Source organism: Roseivirga sp. UBA1976, assembly GCF_002336325.1.
Classification (GTDB): domain Bacteria; phylum Bacteroidota; class Bacteroidia; order Cytophagales; family Cyclobacteriaceae; genus Roseivirga; species Roseivirga thermotolerans.
In genome coordinates this window covers 1-20,346 of sequence record NZ_DDDQ01000165.1, presented here as the reverse complement: position 1 = coordinate 20,346, position 20,346 = coordinate 1, and the positions used below count along the sequence as shown (strand labels likewise).

Here is a 20,346-nt window from a genome sequence, read left to right as displayed (position 1 = left end):
CTCTTTTTGTTTATGGTATTCAATGCCTTATATAGAAGAGTCTTTCTTCCTTATCTTACCAAGCGGTTTCTAAACCGAATTTCAAACCTTAGCCATGGCCACCGGAATTCAACTGAACGATAAGAGAACAACCAATGGATGGTGTATGTATGACTGGGCCAATTCGGTCTACTCACTTACCATAACCACAGCAGTTTTTCCTATTTACTATGAGGCCGTAACCACACAGCCCGATGGCACCGCAATGGTCGATTTCTATGGCTGGAGTTTGCCCAACACGGTACTTTATTCATATGCTCTGAGTGTTTCTTTTTTACTCACAGCTATGCTTATCCCGTTGCTTTCGGGTATTGCCGATTACTCCGGTCGGAAAAAGAGTTTTCTGAGGTTTTTTGCCTACTTCGGAGCATTGTGTTGCGCGGGTATGTACTTCTTTACCGGTCAAAATGTAGAGTTTGGTATTCTCATGGCCGTATTGGCCAGTGTAGGTTACTCCGCCAGTTTAGTATTTTACGATGCTTTTTTACCCGAGATTGCTACTCCCGATCGATTCGATGAATTAAGTGCCAAAGGCTACTCCATGGGTTATGTAGGTAGCGTTATTCTTCTAATTCTTAACCTTGCTATAATCGAATCGCCTGCTACCTTCGGAATCCCGGAAGGCGACCTCCCGGCTCGGCTTTCCTTCCTGTCGGTAGGCCTTTGGTGGATGGGTTTTGCTACCTATTCTCTCAACCGCCTTCCCGCCAACCCTTACCACAAGCGGCCTGAGGGGCACTGGTTGCTCAATGGCTATAAAGAACTTCGGCTGGTTTATAGCCGGATTAGAAAATTGAGTCAAATGAAGCAGTTTGTTTTGGGCTTTTTCTTTTACAATGCAGGAGTACAGGCAGTTATGTATCTGGCCTCTTTGTTCGGGGCAAAAGAGCTGAATATGGAAACACGCGACCTAATTATGACCGTTCTCATCATTCAGTTGGTGGCCATAGGAGGCGCTTATGTCTTCGCTTTTCTTTCAAAAAGAAAAGGCAATATATACTCGCTGTCAGTGATGATAGTCATATGGATTGCCGTATGCATACTCGCCTTCTTTGTGAGTACAAACTATCAGTTTTTTGGGTTGGCTTTTCTTGTTGGTGTTATTATGGGAGGCATTCAGGCGCTGTCCAGAGCTACCTTTTCTAAACTCATTCCTGAAGATACCACAGATCACGCTTCCTTCTTTAGTTTTTACGATGTCACCTTCAATGTATCCATAGTATTTGGCACCATTGCCTATGGCACAGTAGAGTGGTTTACAGGTTCTATGCGATATAGTGCGCTGGTACTCAGTGTGTTCTTTGTTATAGGACTTCTGCTTATTAGAAGAGTAAGAAGCAACTGGGCTTAATTTTATCCATTTTAATTGTTCAAGGTTAGGAACCTCGTTTTCGCAAACGTTTGCAACGCGGAAATGTCTCAGATCATTTACAAAGCGGTTTTTTTATCCTTATTCTTGGTTAAGAAACTTCTTTAATCAACCTAATCTTAAACGATGATGAAAAATTTAATTCGAGCCATAATGGCCCTGGCTGTGACCAGTTTGGCACTCACTTCTTGTGGAGATGATGAAGACGATGCGGTAGCAATTGCGATTAGTGCACCAGCCGAAATTACCCTCGGAGCAGGCTTTCAGCAGACCCTTGCTATCGATGCTACTGGTAGTGGTCTTGCTTCAGCTACGGTAACAATATCTAAAGAGGGAACCAATGTACTTACTGATGAACTGACCCTTTCAGGAGATGAGGCCGACCTGGACTTTTCCTTTACCATTAATGAGACAGGCGATTATACCGCTGTAGTTACTGTAACAGACGGTAGTGGGGCTACTCAAAGTGCCAACATAGCTTTAACCATTGCCTGCATGCCTACACCAGACCATGTGGTGGCGTCAAAGATTTCGTTTGTGGCCGAAGTACCTTCCTTTACCACCGGTTCTGTAGGAGTGGTAGGTCAGTTTACAGATTGGGGAAATAACCCGGATGTCAGCCTGACCAAAGTGGGAGAATCGGATTGCTACTGTGGTACCGTAGAAACCACTATTGCTGATGGTGGATTTAAATTGAGGCTTGATGGTACCTGGGATAAAGTTGAAAAAACATCAGATTGTCAGGAAATTTTGAACGGTGAAAACCGTACAACTACGGCTGTTGCCGGAGATACCGTGGCTGTAGTAGTAGCCGAGTGGAGAAACAGCGACCAATTCGGAGGAGGCTGCGGAAACTAATATCCGGTTTCATACAATCCGCTTGGGGAGACTGTCTACCCTCATCTATGGTCAATTGCAGTCTTCCCTTGCAACTCAACAAAGTTACCCTTCATGCGAAATTTCTTTTCAGCACTTCTTCTTCTTTTGCAGTCTGTTGCTACTGCGCAAATTGTGCGGATAGAACCGGCCAGTGCCACAGCCGATGATCAAATTAAAATAATTTATGATGCCACTCAGGGAACCGGAGGTTTGGTGGGGGCATCAAAAGTATATATGCATGGTGGGGTAATAACCAGCTCGCCAACGGCTACAACCTGGGACGAAAACTACGTAAAGGGTAACTGGGGCAAAGACGATGGAATTGGTCTGATGACTAAGGTACAAGGTCAGAACGATTTATGGGAAATAACCCTTGATGCTCCTGCCAGAGCTTACTACGGAGTACCATCTACCACTACTGTTTTTCGTTTGGCCATGGTTTTCCGTAATGCCGATGGCTCGGCAGAAGGCAAAGGAACACCCGGAAGCTTTGAGGGAGGACAGGTAGCTTCTAATGGCGATATATTTATAGACCTTGCAGTTGATAATTTTGTAACTATAAAGCAGCCTGCTACTACTACCCACTTTATAAAATCGGGTGAGCACATAACCATTAGTGCTGAAGCTTCTTCAACCGTGAGTCAAATGACAATAGCCATTGATCAAGGGCAGGGTTTCGAAAATAAAGCCAATGTAAACACGGGGACTACCATTAGCTACAATTTTAGCCCTTCAGAAAGCTTTAGAGGAACCCTTCGGGTAACGGCCACCATCAACGGAGAGCAGGTACAAGACGAACAACCGTTCAATGTAAACATTACCGATGCCACCACTGTGGCCGAACTTCCGCAGGGAGTACAGAAAGGAATTAACTATGATGATGAGGATCATAGCCGGGTAACCCTGGTTCTGGAAGCTCCTGGCAAAGACTTTGTCTATGTGGTAGGTGATATGAGCAACTGGGAGGTTCAGCCTGAGTACCTGATGAATAAAACACCCGATGGAGAGCTATTTTGGCTTACACTGACCAACCTGACGGCAGGAAAAGAATATGTATTTCAATACTGGGTAGAAGGAGCCATTAAAGTGGGAGATCCTTATGCCGATAAAGTGGCCGACCCCTGGAACGATCAATACATACCCTTATCGGTAAACAATCAGATACCAGACTACAACCTGACCGAAAACGCCATTGCCACCACCTTTCAAACAGGTCAGGCACCCTACCAATGGCCGGCAACCGAGCAAAACTGGGAAAGACCGGACGCCAAAGACCTGGTGGTGTATGAACTTTTGGTGCGCGATTTTGTGGGCAGCAGAAGCTACAAAGACCTCATAGATACGTTGGACTATATTCAAAATCTGGGCGTAAATGCTATTGAGCTAATGCCGGTTATGGAGTTTGAAGGCAATGAATCATGGGGATATAATCCTATGTACTTTTTTGCTCCCGACAAATACTATGGTACCAAAAACGATTTAAAGGATTTTATAGCAGCCTGCCATCAGCGTGGATTAGCGGTTATTCTGGATATGGTGCTCAACCATGCTTTTGGACTTAACCCAATGGTGCGTATGTATTGGGACGGCTCTAAACCTTCGGCAGAAAGTCCCTGGTTCAATACCGAGGCAACCCACCCATTTAATGTCGGGTACGACTTCAACCATGAGAGCCCTTATACTCAGGCTTTTGTTGATTCAGTGAATGCCTACTGGCTGAGGGAATATCATTTTGATGGTTATCGTTTCGATTTATCTAAGGGCTTCACCCAGACCAAAAATACCGATGTAGGTGCTTGGTCTGCCTATGATCAGTCCAGGGTAAACCTGCTCAAGCGCATGGCCAATAAGCTGTGGCAGGTAGACGAAAAAGCCTATGTAATACTGGAACATTTTGCGGCTTCCAACGAGGAAGATGAACTGGCAGAGGCCGGTATGCTCCTTTGGCGAAATATGGGCTACAACTACTGGACGGCATTGGGAGGAGAAGCTAACTCTTCTTTCGATGGGGCTACTGCCGAAACACATGTGAGCTATATGGAAAGCCACGATGAGCAACGCCAATTGTGGGAAGTGTATGAAAACGGACTTGCCAACGGTGTTTATAACACACGCGATACCACCATTGCTTTGGAACGATTAAAAATGAATGCTGCCTTTCTCTACACTCTGCCCGGCCCTAAAATGCTGTGGCAATTTGGAGAGCTTGGCTACGATATAGATATTAACTTCAACGGAAGAGTGGGCAACAAACCTTTGCCATGGGGGCAAGACGGCCTGCAATACTATAATGATCAGCTGAGGAAGCATGTATACAATGCCTTTTCTGCCATTTTGAATCTTAGGAAACAAATCAATGCCCAAGATAACGTTTCCTATACCTATGATTTTTCAGGGAATGAAAGGTTCATACATGCTGACTCAGACGATCTTGATATGTTGATTGTAGGGAATTATGGTTTGGAGGCATCATCAATTAACCCATCCATAGCCACAGGCAGCTCTTGGTACAACTATTTTTCTGGTGAGACCATACCGGCCGGAGCTTTTGAAAAAGACATAAACCTCGCACCCGGTGAATTTCGAATATATACCTCAAATAAAATTTCGGATGGATTTCATCAGGTGGTTGAGGCCTATGAGTTACCGGTTACTATTAGCCCGGCCAGCTTCTTTGTTGAAGATGAGATAACCATTACGTTCGATGCCACCAAAGCTCATCCGGCAGGTACTGAGGGTCTGGTGGGAGCAGAAAAGGTATATATGCATGCCGGTATAGTGTTTGAAGATTTCAATGCTACAACACTGGAAAACGAAGTGGGCAACCATACCGATGATGGTGTAGGTTTAATGACTCGTGTGGATGGAGAAAATGACATGTGGCAAATAACCCTTATCCCGAAAGACTATTTCTCTATTACCTCGGGAGAGGCGGTTAAATTAGGCATGTATTTCCGAAATGCCGATAACTCTAAACTTGGTAAAGGCTTTAGAGGCCAAACTATATTTTTTGCAATAGAAGTTGATGGGGAGTTAATTACCATTACTCCACAGCAGTTTGATCAGGATACGGAAATAACACTAACCTATGATGCTCGCTTTGGCAACCGCGGATTGCTTAACGCGCAGCAGGTATATATGCATTCGGGCGTTATTACAAGCTCGGCCAATGGAACTTCATGGGATGAACAACACGTGGTGGGTAACTGGGGAGCAGATGATGGAGTTGGTGAAATGACACGCTCCACAACCAATAATAATCAGTGGCAAATTACCCTTACGCCCAGTAACTATTACGGTTTGGGACAAACTAAGCTTGCCTATCGCCTGGCCTTTGTTTTCAGGAATGCCGATGGTAGTAGAAAAGGTGCTGGTACTACAGGCGACTTTGAACACGGAGTGGTATTAGAAAACGGAGACATACTTTACGATGTTCCGGTATTGAAACAGATCACGGGCTTGGAGGAGGAACTGCCAGGCTTCCGGTATTATCCTAACCCCGCCAGCGGTATCATTCATTTCGATGGAGAAATCCCGGGCCAGATCAAAGTTCTTGAGCTGCGCACTCTAAAAGGAGAAGTGGTTGTTCATCAGTCTGTTGCAAACAACAGTCTCAGTCCATTAGATATTTCCGAACTTCCAAATGGCCTTTACCTGCTTAGAATAATTACCGAACAAAAAGGATATACGCTCAAGGTATTGGTAAGCCGTTGAAAGCATAAGGTGGTGCAGGCCAATGGCCCGCACCGAATTTTTTTTATAGGGTTACTTACTTATGTCGCAAGAAGTGCATTTCTGAACCTTACCTCCATTTGTGTCTTCACAAATGGTTGTTAAAAGACGCTGTGAGGACACAGCTTATGGCTGGTATACTGGGGCTAACAAATGCGATCTAAATGAGTAACCCTATTTTTTTATTCAAAGCGCATGTGCTTCACAGAGTCACCCGAATCTCTCAATTCGCGCAACGCGTCAATACCAATTTCCAGGTGAGCGTTCACATAGTCAGCACTAACCTTCTTGTCGCTTTCTTCGGTTTTTACACCCTCAGGAATCATAGGGTTATCCGACACAAGCAGTAGGGCACCTCGCGGAATTTCATTCACAAAACCTACGGTAAACAGGGTGGCCGTTTCCATATCTATGGCCATAGCCCTGATTTTTCGCAGGTATTTCTTAAAGGCCTTGTCGTGCTCCCACACCCTTCGGTTGGTGGTGTAGCAAGTGCCTGTCCAATAGTCCATGGCGTGCTTCTTAATCATGGAAGATACTGCCCGCTGCAAACGGAAGGAGGGAAGAGCAGGTATTTCCACCGGCATATATTCATTGCTGGTTCCTTCGCCACGAATAGCGGCAATAGGCAAAATAAGATCGCCCAGTTGGGTTTTCTTTTTCAACCCCCCACATTTACCAAGAAATAGAACGGCACGTGGGTGAATGCTGGAAAGCAAGTCCATAATAGTGGCAGCCATTGCACTCCCCATACCAAAATTGATTATGGTTATGTTTTCGGCTGTAGCACTTTGCATGGGTTTTCCTTCTCCCATTACTTCCACGCCAAACTTATCTGCAAACATTTCTACATACGAAATGAAATTGGTAAGTAGAATGTATTCTCCAAAATCCTCCAGAGCCACACCTGTGTAGCGGGGTAGCCAGTTTTCAACTATTTCTTGCTTGTTTTTCATAGAATAATGTTTGGTGTAATTAGATTTGCCCAATGTTGCAACTCAACCTGCCGACATACGCCTATCGGCTTGAGAATAGAGGCGGCAAGTTATTTATTTTCGATCCCATTCGAAAGAAGTTCGTTCAATTGACTCCTGAAGAATGGGTTAGGCAGCACATGCTCAACCATCTTATGGTCAATTTGGGTTATCCTGCGGCCCGTACTCGCGTGGAGTCGGGCTTGAAATATAATGAACTGCAAAAACGCAGCGATATTCTCATTTATGACCAGAAGCTCAAACCATTGGTACTGGTAGAATGTAAAGCACCTTCTGTGGCTTTGGGACAAAACGTGGTGGAGCAAATTGCCGCGTACAACAAGGTTTGTCAATCCAGGCTGGTAATTATTAGTAACGGTATACAAACCTATGCTGGTTTATGCTCAAGCGCTAATGAGCCAACCCAAATGTTGAGTACCATACCTGACTACCAACAGTTGAAAGTGATGTAGGGAAATTGTATTTTTCTACATGAGTTGGATCAAGAATATTGGTTTTCTTACGGCTTTTATCATTCCCTCGCTCACTGTGCTGGGCTTTTATTCCGGGGGTTATTGGAACTGGTTGACGGTTGCCTTTGTGTTTGTACTCATTCCTTTGGCCGATCATCTGATAGGAGAAGACCCTGAAAATTTAAGTGAGAATGAAAGTTTGCTTCTGGCCGAACAGTTCTATTATCGATTTATCACTTACGTATGGACTTTTTTTCAGGTAGCCTTTGTCTTATGGGCATGTTGGATGGTTGCCTCACATTCCCTCGACCTTATGGAGTGGATTGGCTTTACCCTTAGCTGTGCCCTGGTAACCGGGGGCATAGGCATTACTGTAGCTCATGAGTTGGGCCACAAGAAGTCGGGCTGGGAGCGGTTTTGTTCCAAACTACTACTAATGACGGTATGCTATATGCATTTTTATATTGAGCATAACCGTGGACATCATGTCTATGTGGCCACACCTAGAGACCCGGCTACGAGTCGTAAAAATGAGCCTTTTTATCGTTTTTGGATACGCTCGGTTTTCGGTAGTTATTTTAGTGCCTGGAAACTGGAGAAGGAAAGGTTGAGCCGCAGAAAGCAAGGGTTTTTGAGCCTCAGGAATAATATGCTCTGGTTTACTGTTCTACCCCTTATTTTTTGCGCCCTGATTGTGCTGGCCGCAACCTGGTATTTGCAGGAAATGGCCTGGCCGGTGGTGGTGTTCTTCTTTGGTCAAAGTATTTTGGCATTCACACTCCTGGAGCTGGTAAATTACATTGAGCATTATGGAATAGTGCGAAAAGAGCTTGCCCCCGGGCGATATGAAAAGGTGAACCCAATGCATTCCTGGAATTCTAACCATCGGTTGAGCAATTTTTTTCTTTTTCAATTACAACGGCATTCCGATCACCATGCCTATGCCATTAAGCGCTATCAGGTATTGAAGCACTACGATGAATCGCCCCAGTTGCCTTCAGGTTATCCGGCCATGATTTTACTGGCGGCCTGTCCTCCATTATGGTTTCGGTGGATGAATCCAAAGCTAAAGGCCTGGGAGGAAGAAGTATACAACGCTAAAGGTAGTGGATGAAGCCCACTGGGTGATGGCTCATGAACTGTCAGGGATAGGTTAGGGACGCAAGATGGTTCGGAAACCCAGGTGAGGCATTCCGGTATCCGGTGCCGCAGGCATTTTGGCCGATACTCTGTAGCTGGAGCAATAGCTGTCGTTGCATAAAAATGAACCGCCTTTGATCACATGTTTAATTGCATACGGAGCTGCCGGATCATAACTTCTTTCAGGGCCTTGCGGGTTACTAATAGTTCCTTTTAATGCCAGCTGCTGATAATAGTTGGCATCGTAAAAGTCGCTGCACCACTCCCATACGTTTCCTGCCATATCGAACAGGCCGTATCCATTGGCCGCAAAGACCCCGACAGGACTGGTGTGCTCAAATCCATCGTCTACCGTGTTATTTATAGGAAAATTGCCCTGCCAGTAGTTGGCCATAGGCTTGTTCTCAGGGATTAATTCATTACCCCAGGGGTAAATATGGCCTTCCTTTCCGCCCCGGGCAGCAAACTCCCACTCTGCTTCTGTAGGTAGCTCTTTACCTGCCCATTGGCAGTAGGCAAGCGCATCGTAGTAGGCAATGTGAACTACCGGATGGTTCATACGGTCTTCAATGCTGCTTCCCGGGCCCTCCGGCTGGCGCCAGTTTACATGGTTTTTCCATTGCCACCATTGAGCATAGTTATGCATGTCTTCTACTTGCGGGGGACTGTAGAATACCAATGAGCCCGGGGCTAACAGGCTGTCAGGCGGTTTTGGAGTGCCGGGAGGCAGCTCTTTTTTCATGGTTTCCCAGTCCAGTGCCCGTTCGGCTAAGGTCTTGTATCCGGTGGCTTGGGTAAAGGCCAAAAATTCTGCATTGGTGACCTCGTACTTATCCATCCAGAAACCTCCTACTTGTACTCTATGTGGTGGTTTTTCATGGGCCATTGCCATATTATGCTCTGCTCCCATGGTAAAAGTTCCCCCTTTTATCCACACCATATGGGTGGTATCTGTATAGCCTCTATAGGGTATTTGTGCTATTTCCGATGCGTAAGGTTCGGGTATATAGGCGCGCATTGAAGACGCAGATTGCTCTGTTGTGGGTTTGGGCTGACAGCTTACTATGAGCCAAAAGCAGGAACAGAATGAAAGCACAAATTGCCGCATATTCGATGCCTTATTTAGTCAGAGGGCAATTTAGGCATTAACAGGCTTTTTAATAGATTATAGGCCGACCAATTAAGAGTGAAAATTAGCGATAGTTTGGGATATTTAAGCCTAGAAAAATGTCGCGTCTTGCCCAAAAGAAACCATTCTCTTCTTTGAGATTAACAATACCATTTCCGCCTCTGTTTTTCCTGTCTTTGCGAATACTTTGGCTCAAGAGTTCGTCATCTTCAAACATTATATCGTCAATGTAATATTCTCTTTTGCCGGGCTCTTTTATGGTAAGGTGTACATGGGCTGGAGCTGTTCGGCCGGGATAGCTTCCGGGCCTGAAGGTATAGAAGGTATATTGGCCGTTTTTATCGGTTATAGCCCATCCTCTTATGTAGCCATGTCTTCGGCCCCAACCTGTTTCATTGCCCCGGGTGGGGTATATTCCTTCACTATTGGTGTGGTAAGCATAAATAATAACGCCTTCGGCAGGGGTATGGCCGTCTTTTTGAAATACGGTTCCCTGAATAATCATTTGAGGAGCCCCCTCTTTAAACCCCGGTAGAGTATCGGTAGATGTCAACGTTTTGTTGCCGTACTCTAATAATGCCTCGCAACCTTCGCAGGGGCCTCCGAGTATCTGTGCCTGAGAGTAGAGAGGCCACAGAAGTAAGCCAATGAACAAGTTTCTCATAGCTGGGTGAACGATAACTACCTTGGTCAGTTGGTTCTTTTCGATCAATAACCGGGTTCGCATGACATATAGAAGCTTATTCAAGTACTACCCGTTCTTGGTGTTGTTAGCGGTGAGGGGCTAGTTGGTTGTTTAGTCTACATGTCGAATAGTATTAGAGCTTTAATCCGTAAGATGGATATAAGAGTATATTGGATTGATTGCTTCCATTTTCTTTTTAACGCCAGAAAATATGCGGCACGTTGGTTCTGACAAAAACCATAGTCCATTTTATCTCTCAGATAAGAAAGGAATACCCTTTTGATTTATATTTTTTTCTCTTTCTCCTTCTTCTTCTCGAAGAGCTTGGTCTCATGTGATATAGAATGAACCCTAGAGCAATACCAATGAATAAACCTTACAGATTGGTAGTCGGTGGTCATGCAAAGGATTTTATCTAAAGTAATGCATAGTAATGATGTTTTATCTTTAAATACTTCTTTTTGACCCGATACCGATGGGCAAGGGCTTTATTTGGGTTGAATTTATTGATAAAAGAAATTCTGGTCTTAGTCTGGAAAATATTGGGTGGTTTTTATCACAAAACCTTCTTGGTACCCAACAGATCCTATTGAGTAAATAGTATTTCGCTTCTTTCAGAAATTCCGTTTTCATCAAAAGCTTCCACCTGGTAGTAGTAGCCGGTGTCTGTATTGAGAGCTCTAAGTTCATAGCTATTCGCTCCATAGATCATGGCAGAAAGGTTCAGTTTGTCTTCGGCTATACCCCAATAAATGACATAGCCTGTGGCACCCTCAACGGTATCCCAGCTCAAGTCTGCATTTCTCCGGTCTTTTTGTCGGCTCACCTTAAAGTTGGCAGGGGTTTCGGGTAGGTCCTCTTTGCCGTTGCCAAATACCCTGAACTCGGAGATGGAGAGGTACTCATTGGTGCAGTATACATGGTTGTAGCGCACATAGCGGGCTTCAATAGCTTGAGGTAACTCAATGTATCCGTGGGGCATGTCGCGCATGTTTTCAGAGTAGTCTGCAATGGTCTGCCACTTGTTGCCATCAATAGAGGCCTCTATTGTAAATTGCTGTCTCAGCGTATCCGGACGCCCGAATATTTTACTGTTAAAGTCTTGAAAGTTGATCTGGATAGCTTTTACATCCATGGTTTTCTCTAAATCTACTTCCACAAAAATGGAATCGTTGTTGGCCTCCGATACCCAATAGGAGCGAATTTCTTCATCGTTTATTTTACGGATATCGAACTCCCTAATTTGCCCGAGCATATAGCCCGACTCGCTTTCATCTACCACGTTGATTTCCTGACTCACCAGGCCTGAGTTTGTGCGTACCGGCTTGTTGTAGCTAAGGAGCATCCACCCGGTAAATCGGTTTTTGTGATCTTCCACGGGTGTACCGGGCAAATAGTGAGGATAGTCTCCATAGGCAGTATTCACGTACATTTGACCGTTTTCTTCGAATCCGGCAGGGTACATCCCTATTCTTCGCTCAAACTTATAGTTTACTGAAATGGCCATTGTAGCGTAGTGCCAGTAATTGCCATTATTATCGCGTACGGTGCTGCCATGCCCCGAGCCTTTCAGAAATCCTCCGGGTTTGTAAGAAATTGGGTTGTAAGGAGCATATTCAAACGGCCCCAAAGGGCTTTTGCTGGTATACACCCCATCGGCATACACGTTCCACTGAGTTCCCGGAGCACCATATTCCAGGTAGTAGGTGTCTCCATGCTTTACCATCCAGGGACCCTCTATAAATGGCTGGATGTCCGATTTATGATCTTGCCCAAAACGTTCCCACCCATGTTTTTCGGGCTGAAGATAAAGTAAATCAGTCTGTTCTCCTTTGGGAATGTAGTAGTTGTCCGGGTCTAGCTCTACCCCCCTGATAGGGAATTTGTTAGACGACTCCTCGTAGAGGTATACTCGGCCATCATCGTCAGTAAATAGCATTGGGTCCTGCACGCCATTGGGCGTATTAATCACGGCAAAGTTGGTTTTCCAATCGCCCAATTCCGGGTTGTCTGTTTCGATGACCGCGCCCCTACCCGAAGGGTCGCCTAATACCAGAATTTTTCCGTCTCTTACAGTGGCAGCAGGAGCATTACTGCCGTTGAAATACCAACTCTGGGGTCTGATAAACCGCCAATTGCTCATGTCTTCAGAGGCCCAATAGCCGTGAGAACGGGTAACAAACATGTAGTAGGTGCCCTTAAAGTTCACAATGGCCGGGTCGGCACCCGAGCGATAGGAAACGTTGTTGTTGGCTCTGTAATGCGACATGTAGGTGTAATCGATGTCTAGTGGGTTGCAATATGTTTTGTAGTTCTTTTGCTCCTGAGCCGTAGCAAATGACACTTTTGGCTGATGCTGTTCTGGGCCTGAGCAGGCGAGAAGGAGCAGAAGTGGGAAGAACAGGTTAATGCTTTTCATAGAAATATATGTATTGATCCTTATAGGGTTGTGATTAGGGTTGAAATGATTATTCTGACACGTTTGTTGCGGTCGATATACTCAATAAAACCATACCTTGATGAGCGTAGCCACAATCATTAAAACCGAAATAACTTTGGCCCACAAGTGGGCTTTAGTGTTTACTCTTATAAACCGGGCCGCACCATAGGCACCTATTACCTGACCTATGGCCAGCAACAGGGCTGGCTTCCAGAGAATGTGGTTGGTAAAGGCAAAATACAGTGTAGTGGGAATGGTATAAATGAGTACGATAAGCAGTTTGTACGTATTGGCCTCCTGATAGGGCATACGGTATACTCCGGAAAGTATAACCAGAATGAGAATCCCCACGCCTATCTGTATAAAACCACCGTACAGACCACCGAGAAATAGCAAAATTGCAGCCCAGCCCGAACTACCGGAAAATGATAGTTTCGATCTTCTGGTTAGTGAGCCGGGTAAAAGAAACGAAATCAGCAAGGCTACCATTACTATCGTAGCCATTAGGTTGAAGGATGCGTTGGACACCTGAGTTGCGCACCAGGCACCCGCCATAGCTCCGGCTACGGTAGAGAGAATTGGAGTGAGTTTAAACTTACCATGCTGTGAAGAAATAGTCTTTCGAAGCACCAACACGCCCGTTAGGTTTTGAAAGAAAACCCCGGGGCGTGTAGTGGTATTGGCCATTACCAACGGAATACCCGTGAGGGTCATTACTCCCATGCTGAACAGTGTGCCACTACCGGAAATGGTGTTCACTATTCCCGCCAGTATGCCTCCGGTTATAAGCAATATTTCGTTGGTCCAATTCACTCTTTAAAAGGTGCCCCTGTACAAATGGTCGAACCGCGCTCCCGTGCCATCAGTCTTTAGTGGAATTTGCATTCCGCCTGTTTCTTCAAGCCAGTTAAAAAGGTCGGTGCGAAGTTGTTTGGCAATGTCGCGATACGCTTCGTCCCTGATTAGATTATTCATCTCCCAAGGGTCGTTCTCCAGGTCATAAAGCTCGTTAATGTCCCACAAACCATAGTAGCGTATAAACTTATATTTGTCTGTTCTTACCGCATGTACTGTAGGAGTTTGCGGAAATGGCCGCTCCCAGAAATACTCATAATAAATGCGTTTTCTCCAGTTATCGGGATTCTCCCCCTTAAGAATAGGTAAAAAGCTCTCTCCATCCATATTGGTGGGTTTTTCTAAACCGGCCATGGCTAATATGGTGGGGCCAATGTCTATGTTCTGAATCATTTGCTTCACCTTATTCTGCTTAATTACATCTTTTCCGCCATAAATGAGCAGCGGCACCCGAATGGATTCTTCATAGGCATGTCGCTTGTCAATAAGGCCGTGCTCACCAAACGAAAAGCCATTATCGCCCATATAGAATACAATGGTATTGTCAATCTGTCCGCTCTTCTCCAGTTGGTCAAGCACGGCTGCAATGCTTTCATCTACCGAAAGTAGCGTTTCGGTATAAAGCTGGTAAAACTCATCGAAACCAATCTGACCATGATACATATAGTCTACACCATGCCAGCTGTTGCGTTGTTTTTTTACCCAGTCGGGTACATCGGCATAGTTGTAGTCTTTGTTCTTTTCAGGAAACATGGTAGGCGGATAACTCGGTTTGGTATTGGCATATACTCCCTGGTGTCGTTTGGCCGGTTTAAAGTCGGCATGTACGCCTTTGTGTGATAAATAGAGGAAAAAGGGCTTTTGGCCGTCTCTTTCGCTTAGCCATTTAACAGCCTCTTCGGTAAGTAAATCGGTAATGTATGTGCTGTCGCTAAAGGTTTTTTCAACCCCATTGATGTTAATGAGTGGGTTGTAATAATTGCCCTGACCTTTAAGGCTAAACCAATGATCAAAGCCCTTTCGAGGGTCTGCATGGTGTTCACCCATATGCCATTTGCCCATAAAGGCTGTTTCGTAACCGGCTGCCTGAAGGTATTGGGGGAAGAACTTTATACTATCAGCAATAAGCGACTGATTGTCTACCACCTGGTGGTGGTGCGATAGTTGCCCCGTGAGAATGGAAGCCCGGCTGGGCGAACATAGTGAGGTGGTAACGAATGCATTTTCAATATGGGCCCCTTCGCGTGCCATTTTGTCCATTGCAGGAGTTTCTAAGAAAGGTACTTTACCAGTAAAACCCATGAAGTCGTAGCGATGGTCATCGCTAAGAATAAAAACTACATTCATGGGTTCTGTCCCTTCAATGTGCTTTAAAATCAAGTCGTTTTTTTGTTCGCCCCTTGGGGCAGAGCAAGCCAATGCTACCAGATGCACCAGCGCCAGCAGACTTAAAAGTTTGGTTGTGGAATTAGTCATGGTCTTAGTTTTTGATTGTACAATGGCATAGGTGAGGTCGATGGTTGCCCAGCGTGCAGGGTTCCCACCGACCTACCCATAAGATGCCGTCCGCATTGAATTTCCAGTTTTCACTCACGGCTGTATTTTTTCTGCCTTGCCCATTGACAGAAATTCCGGTGAATGATTCCAAGGGGGCTGAAACGATGATTGCACTTCTGGAAAAGGACGGCATTTTTCTTTATTTAAGCTTAAAGTCGGCCTCAAGTCCTGTGGAAGAGTTGGGGCCAATAAATACTTTGAAATCCCCCGGTTCGGCTTCAAAGCGCATATCTAAAGTATAGAATGCCAGGTCTTTAGCGCTAAGGTTAAACGACACGCGCTTCGATTCTCCGGGTTTAAGTTTAATTTTTTCAAATCCTTTGAGCTCTTTTACCGGGCGGGTTACGCTGCCCACCATGTCTCGCACATAGAGCTGTACTACCTCTTGGCCCTCATAGGTTCCGGTGTTGGTTACCGTGGCCGAAACGGTAAGGGAGCTATCGAACGATAGCTCAGAGCTGCTCAAGCTAATGTTGCTGTACTCAAAGGTGGTGTAGCTCAGTCCGTAGCCGAAAGGATAGAGCGGCTCGTTAGAAACATCCAGGTATTTACTGGTGTATTTGTTGTCGGCACTAAAAGGGCGGCCTGTATTCTTCATGTTATAGTATATGGGAATCTGACCCACGTTTTTAGGAAAAGTTATGGTGAGTTTGCCGGCCGGATTATGATCTCCGAAAAGCGTTTCAGCAATGGCTTTTCCAGACATTGTACCCAGATGCCAGGCGTTCATAACAGCAGGAATGTGTTCGTCAATCCAATTGATGGTGAGTGGCCTGCCAGCCATTACCACTGCGACTATGGGTTTGCCAAGCGCATGTATAGCTTCTATAAGCTCTTGTTGCGGTCCTGGCAGTCCTATTTCCGATCGGCTGGCTGCTTCTCCGCTTTGAGTATAGTCTTCGCCTATGGCCATTATAACTACATCCGATTTTCTGGCTGCTGCCAGAGCTTCAGCAAAACCCGACCGGTCGTCTCCACTAAAGCCGGCACCACGTGCATAGTTGATTTTTACTCCGGGAGCAATTTGCGCTATGCCTTCTTTTAGAGTAATCACTTTAGAGGCATCGCCAGCTACATGCCAGGTGCCTAGCATATCTTTGCGGTTATCGGCCAATGGACCAATAAGCGCTACTGAGCCAAGTTTTTTAGAAAGTGGCAAAAGATTACTTTGGCCTTTGCTTGCCGGTTGGTTTTTGAGCAGTACAATAGACTCTTTTGCGGCCAATAACGCATGATTCATTAATTCTTGAGAATATAGCGTTTGTTGCTCCCTGTCTTTGTTTAGGTATCGGTAGGGGTCTTCAAACAATCCCAGTTTGTACTTCATTTCCAACACCTGTCTTACATACTCATTCAGTGTAGACTCTTCAATCTTTCCTTCGGCAATCAGTTCCGGAATGTAACGGCTGTAAAGCCCTCCCTGCATATCCATTTGTACGCCTGCTTTAAAGGCCAGCTCTGCGGCCTCTTTCTCGTTGGCTACTACTCCATGAGGCACCATTTCATTGATAGATGTGTAGTCGGTTACCACAAAGCCATCAAAACCCCATTCATTGCGCAATATTTCTGTCATCAGGTATCGGTTGCCAGAAGCAGGCACTCCATCCAATTCGTTAAAGCTGGTCATTACTGTGGCGGCACCGGCCTCCAGAGCGGCTTTGTAGGGAGGTAAATAGTTCTGCCTCAATTCCCGGTCAGACATATCCACTGTATGATAGTCGCGCCCTGCCTGGGAAGCTCCATAGGCGGCAAAGTGCTTTACGCAGGCCAAAATGGTGGTAGGGTCGGCAAGGTTTTTACCCTGTATGCCCCTAACCTTGGCAGCACCAATGAGCGCACCTAGGAAGGGGTCTTCGCCACTACCTTCTGCAATGCGGCCCCAACGAGGGTCGCGCGCAATATCAACCATGGGGTTGAAGGTCAAGTTGACTCCGGCAGAGGCGGCTTCTTTGGCGGCCAGGTGAGCCGATTTTTCAATAATATCAAGATCCCAACTAGAAGCCTCGGCCAGAGGAATTGGGAAGGTGGTTTTATAACCATGAATTACGTCCAAGCCAAAGAGTAGAGGAATACCCAGCCGTGTTTCTTCAACGGCTATGCGCTGCAGTTCACGGGCGTAGTCTACGGTATGGGCATTAAAGAGATTACCGGCTCTGCCAGCCCTCAATTCGTCCATGTAGTCATCGCGCAATACAGGTCCTGTTACATCCCAGCCACTGGTGTAGAGGGTGAGTTGTCCGGCTTTTTCTTCGATGGTCATTTCTTGAATGAGCGAATCGATGAACCGGCTCATAGGGCCTGAGCTGCCCGATGGGTTTTCGCAGCCATTTAGGGCCATGAACCCCATGATGCCTACCAGGAGTATAAGAGGTGTGCTTTTATGGATGTTGAATGAATGCATTGCGGGTATAGGTTACTTGGAATGAGAAAATAGCCAGGGCAATAGTTCAGGTTCGGCAAATGCAGGATCCCAGCTGTTGTGGTTGGCATTGGGGTAAAGGGTGAGTTTTACCCGACCGCCCTTTTCTTCAATAGCACTGGCCATTTCTTTAGAAAAATGAGGAGGCACTACATCGTCTTTCAGGCCATGGAATATCCAGAAGGGTACTTTTTTGGCATACTTTCTGGCACTTTTTGGGTGGTCGCCACCACAAATGGGTGCGGCAGCCGCAAACGTTTTGGGTCTGCGGCTCACAAGCTCAAATGTGCCCATTCCTCCCATGGAAAGGCCCATTACATACATTCTGTCTTTATCTATATGAGCAACCCGACTAAGCGAATCGACCAATGAAAGAAGACCTTTCATGGCCAATGTAGGTTCTGTTTTGGTGGTGAAATAGGTAAACTGACGTTTTCCATTCTCATCGAGTGGTCTGTGTACATTGGCCCAGTAGTCTTCCGGTGGGCATTGAGGAAAAACGACAATGGCCGGAAACTTTTCCCGATTGGAAGGGTCGAGAAACAGTTTGCTGCCATGCACCAACTGTTTCTCATTGTTGGTACCACGTTCACCAGCGCCATGAAGAAAAAGTACCAGTGGATATTCCTTTGTGGAATCGAACCCTTCCGGATAAAGTACTCTATAGTTGAGCGAACCTTCTTCATAGGTGTGTTTTGCCGCTCTAAAGTCTTCCTTGGTTTGGGCCAGGCTAATGTTTAATACCCCGGCCAAAGTACAGATGAGCAGTAGCTTAATCTTCATAGTAGAAACCTAGTTTTTTAAGTCCTTGCTGTATTTCCGGAGCCGACATAAACAGATCCCAGATTAGCCCGCTGCGGTAGTTTTCGATCATTACTGGAATTGGGCCCTGATCGATGGCCAGGTAGCGTGGGAGGTACCAGTTTTCGTGGAAGCTAAAAGCATCGTAAGGACCAAATTCGCCTACAAGGGAATCGGCTTCGGTGTAGAGTTTTTTGAGCATGGCCATGCTTTCTTCCGGAGTATATGGGAAAGAAGAAAGGGCAGCAGTTGGCGAAATTACCCCAAGATCGCGGTCAGGCCTATGGCCGGCATAGCCTCTCATGGAGTAGCTGGAGGTAAAGCCCCACATGTCAGGCCCATATCCTTTGAATTCATTGGGGTTGGCTACTGCATGTTTGTGATGAATGAGGGCATGATTGCGGTTGAGCTTCCAGTAGTCTCCATACTTGTCTTTCAGGCCTTTTGGGTTAAGGCCGAGGTAAGAGTAGTGTGCCCAAAAGAGCGGACCCACAGGTGAGTCGTTGGTTTCGTAGTGGTTAAGTACAGTTTCGAGTCCATAGTAGGTAGTATCGTTGGCAATGGCACCATTCATGGCCCAACCTTCATGATACACAGCAGGGTCTACCGAGTGGGTTGGCGATGAAGCTGCCAGCACATACATAATGAGGCACTCATTGTAACCTCTAACATCAAAGTTCATTTCCCACTCATAGTTGGGCGACCAGTGCCAGTAGAGTACATTTTCGCCTTTGGTGTGCCAGTCGAACTCAATGTTTTCCCAAAGGGTATTCATGCGTTCGGCCAGCTGTTTTTCTCGCTTATCGTTTTTGTCCAGGTATTGTCTCACGGTAAGCAGGCCGGCTGCCAGAAAAGAGGTTTCTACCAGGTCGCCCCCATCGTCTTTTTTGCTAAAGGCCGAAACCTTACCGGTTTTGCCATCCCACCAGTGAGGGAATACTCCATGGAACGAATCGGCTTTTTCCAGAAAGTCTACGATCTTCTCAAAGCGCTCAATGCCTTCTTCCCGGGTAATAAAGCCTCTTTCTATACCCACAATTAGTGCCATAAGCCCAAAGCCTGAGCCGCCCGATGTAATAATGTCTTTGTCGTGACTGGGATAAATATCGTCCATGTGATATCGCTCGCGGGCCATACCGCTGTTGGGCTCGGCACCATTCCAGAAATACTGAAAGGTTTGATATTGCACCAGGTTGAGCAAAGAGTCTTCTTCGCTTTGGGTTTTTATAGAGTCGGCCTGCTGGCTGCCTTTGGATTGACTGCAAGCCCATAAAAAGGCGCCCAGAGCCAGGGCCATCAAACATTGAAGTATTGTTCTTTTGTTCATCTTAGTTTAGGGTTATTCTAGGGTTTGGTTCAGTAGCTTGTAAATCCGAGTTTCTTTAGTCCGTTAGTTATTTCACTGCTTTTCATAAACAGGTTCCACAGCAAGCCTGTCCTGTGATTTTCTATCATCAGTACAATAGGCCCCTGGTCAATGGCCAGATACGAGCTGGCAACCCAGCTTTCAGTCAGGTTAAAGGCATCGTAGAAGCCATATTCTCCCCAAAGCATATCGCCCATAATGTAGTAGAAGTGTTTAAGTGCCTTCATAGATTCATCGGGTGTATAGGGGAAAGACGAAAGGGCGGCTGTGGGAGTAATTACCCCCAGGTCGTTGGTGGGAGAGTGGGCAGAGTAGCCTTGATGGTTGTCGCTGGCGGTAAGTCCCCAGGCGTTTTCATTATAACCAACAAAGTTTTTGGGGTTGGCAACAGCGTATGCATAATTTATCTTGCTGTGGGCTACGTTTTGATCCCAATAGTTGGCGTATTGATCTTCGAGCTGCCGCGGATCCAAGCCAAGGAAAGAGTA

The 20,346-nt window shown here is 46.0% G+C and carries 15 protein-coding genes; 5 read left to right on the top strand and 10 right to left on the bottom strand.

From position 1 onward, the window contains the following. Positions 1–94: 94 nt before the first annotated feature. The 3 genes from B3763_RS17095 to B3763_RS17085 all read left to right on the top strand — a co-directional run bounded on the left by B3763_RS17095 (position 95) and on the right by B3763_RS17085 (position 6,001). On the top strand, positions 95–1,390 hold the full coding sequence (locus tag B3763_RS17095; protein ID WP_286748087.1) for an MFS transporter: 1,296 nt from the start codon (positions 95–97) through the stop codon (positions 1,388–1,390). A gap of 144 nt (positions 1,391–1,534) precedes the next feature. Further along, positions 1,535–2,266, top strand: coding sequence for a hypothetical protein (locus tag B3763_RS17090; RefSeq protein ID WP_286748086.1), 732 nt, complete (start codon positions 1,535–1,537; stop codon positions 2,264–2,266). A gap of 93 nt (positions 2,267–2,359) precedes the next feature. After that, positions 2,360–6,001, top strand: a complete 3,642-nt coding sequence (locus B3763_RS17085; protein ID WP_286748085.1) for an alpha-amylase family glycosyl hydrolase — start codon at positions 2,360–2,362, stop codon at positions 5,999–6,001. Between the two features lie 200 nt (positions 6,002–6,201). Here B3763_RS17085 and B3763_RS17080 read toward each other — a convergent pair whose 3' ends face one another. Beyond that, positions 6,202–6,975: an AMP nucleosidase gene (locus tag B3763_RS17080; RefSeq protein WP_189630458.1), complete on the bottom strand. Its 774-nt coding sequence runs from the start codon at positions 6,973–6,975 to the stop codon at positions 6,202–6,204. A 32-nt stretch (positions 6,976–7,007) separates the two neighbouring features. Between B3763_RS17080 and B3763_RS17075 the strand changes: the two genes are divergently transcribed. Both B3763_RS17075 and B3763_RS17070 read left to right on the top strand, forming a co-directional pair. Beyond that, complete coding sequence (locus B3763_RS17075) at positions 7,008–7,466, top strand: type I restriction enzyme HsdR N-terminal domain-containing protein (protein WP_286748084.1); 459 nt, start codon at positions 7,008–7,010, stop codon at positions 7,464–7,466. A 19-nt stretch (positions 7,467–7,485) separates the two neighbouring features. Next, a complete protein-coding gene (locus B3763_RS17070) occupies positions 7,486–8,580 on the top strand; it encodes an alkane 1-monooxygenase (protein ID WP_286748083.1) in 1,095 nt (364 codons plus the stop codon). Positions 8,581–8,619: 39 nt separating this feature from the next. Here B3763_RS17070 and B3763_RS17065 read toward each other — a convergent pair whose 3' ends face one another. The 9 genes from B3763_RS17065 to B3763_RS17025 all read right to left on the bottom strand — a co-directional run. Further along, positions 8,620–9,624 (bottom strand): formylglycine-generating enzyme family protein, encoded by a 1,005-nt coding sequence (locus B3763_RS17065; RefSeq protein WP_286748081.1) that lies wholly within the window; start codon positions 9,622–9,624, stop codon positions 8,620–8,622. Positions 9,625–9,799: 175 nt separating this feature from the next. Beyond that, complete coding sequence (locus tag B3763_RS17060; RefSeq protein ID WP_286748080.1) at positions 9,800–10,462, bottom strand: intradiol ring-cleavage dioxygenase; 663 nt, start codon at positions 10,460–10,462, stop codon at positions 9,800–9,802. Positions 10,463–11,006: 544 nt separating this feature from the next. Beyond that, positions 11,007–12,839: a family 43 glycosylhydrolase gene (locus tag B3763_RS17055; RefSeq protein WP_286748079.1), complete on the bottom strand. Its 1,833-nt coding sequence runs from the start codon at positions 12,837–12,839 to the stop codon at positions 11,007–11,009. Between the two features lie 81 nt (positions 12,840–12,920). Continuing rightward, positions 12,921–13,673 (bottom strand): sulfite exporter TauE/SafE family protein, encoded by a 753-nt coding sequence (locus B3763_RS17050; protein WP_286748078.1) that lies wholly within the window; start codon positions 13,671–13,673, stop codon positions 12,921–12,923. A gap of 3 nt (positions 13,674–13,676) precedes the next feature. After that, positions 13,677–15,191, bottom strand: a complete 1,515-nt coding sequence (locus tag B3763_RS17045; protein WP_286748077.1) for a sulfatase family protein — start codon at positions 15,189–15,191, stop codon at positions 13,677–13,679. A 220-nt stretch (positions 15,192–15,411) separates the two neighbouring features. Continuing rightward, complete coding sequence (gene bglX / locus B3763_RS17040) at positions 15,412–17,673, bottom strand: beta-glucosidase BglX (protein ID WP_286748076.1); 2,262 nt, start codon at positions 17,671–17,673, stop codon at positions 15,412–15,414. Positions 17,674–17,685: 12 nt separating this feature from the next. Beyond that, positions 17,686–18,474, bottom strand: a complete 789-nt coding sequence (locus B3763_RS17035) for a prolyl oligopeptidase family serine peptidase (RefSeq protein ID WP_286748075.1) — start codon at positions 18,472–18,474, stop codon at positions 17,686–17,688. Beyond that, positions 18,464–19,819, bottom strand: coding sequence for a glucoamylase family protein (locus B3763_RS17030; RefSeq protein ID WP_229838651.1), 1,356 nt, complete (start codon positions 19,817–19,819; stop codon positions 18,464–18,466). Before B3763_RS17030 ends, B3763_RS17035 begins: the two co-directional genes overlap by 11 nt. Before the next feature lie 29 nt (positions 19,820–19,848). Next, a partial coding sequence (locus B3763_RS17025; protein WP_286748074.1) for a glucoamylase family protein occupies positions 19,849–20,346 on the bottom strand: 498 nt, incomplete at its 5' end.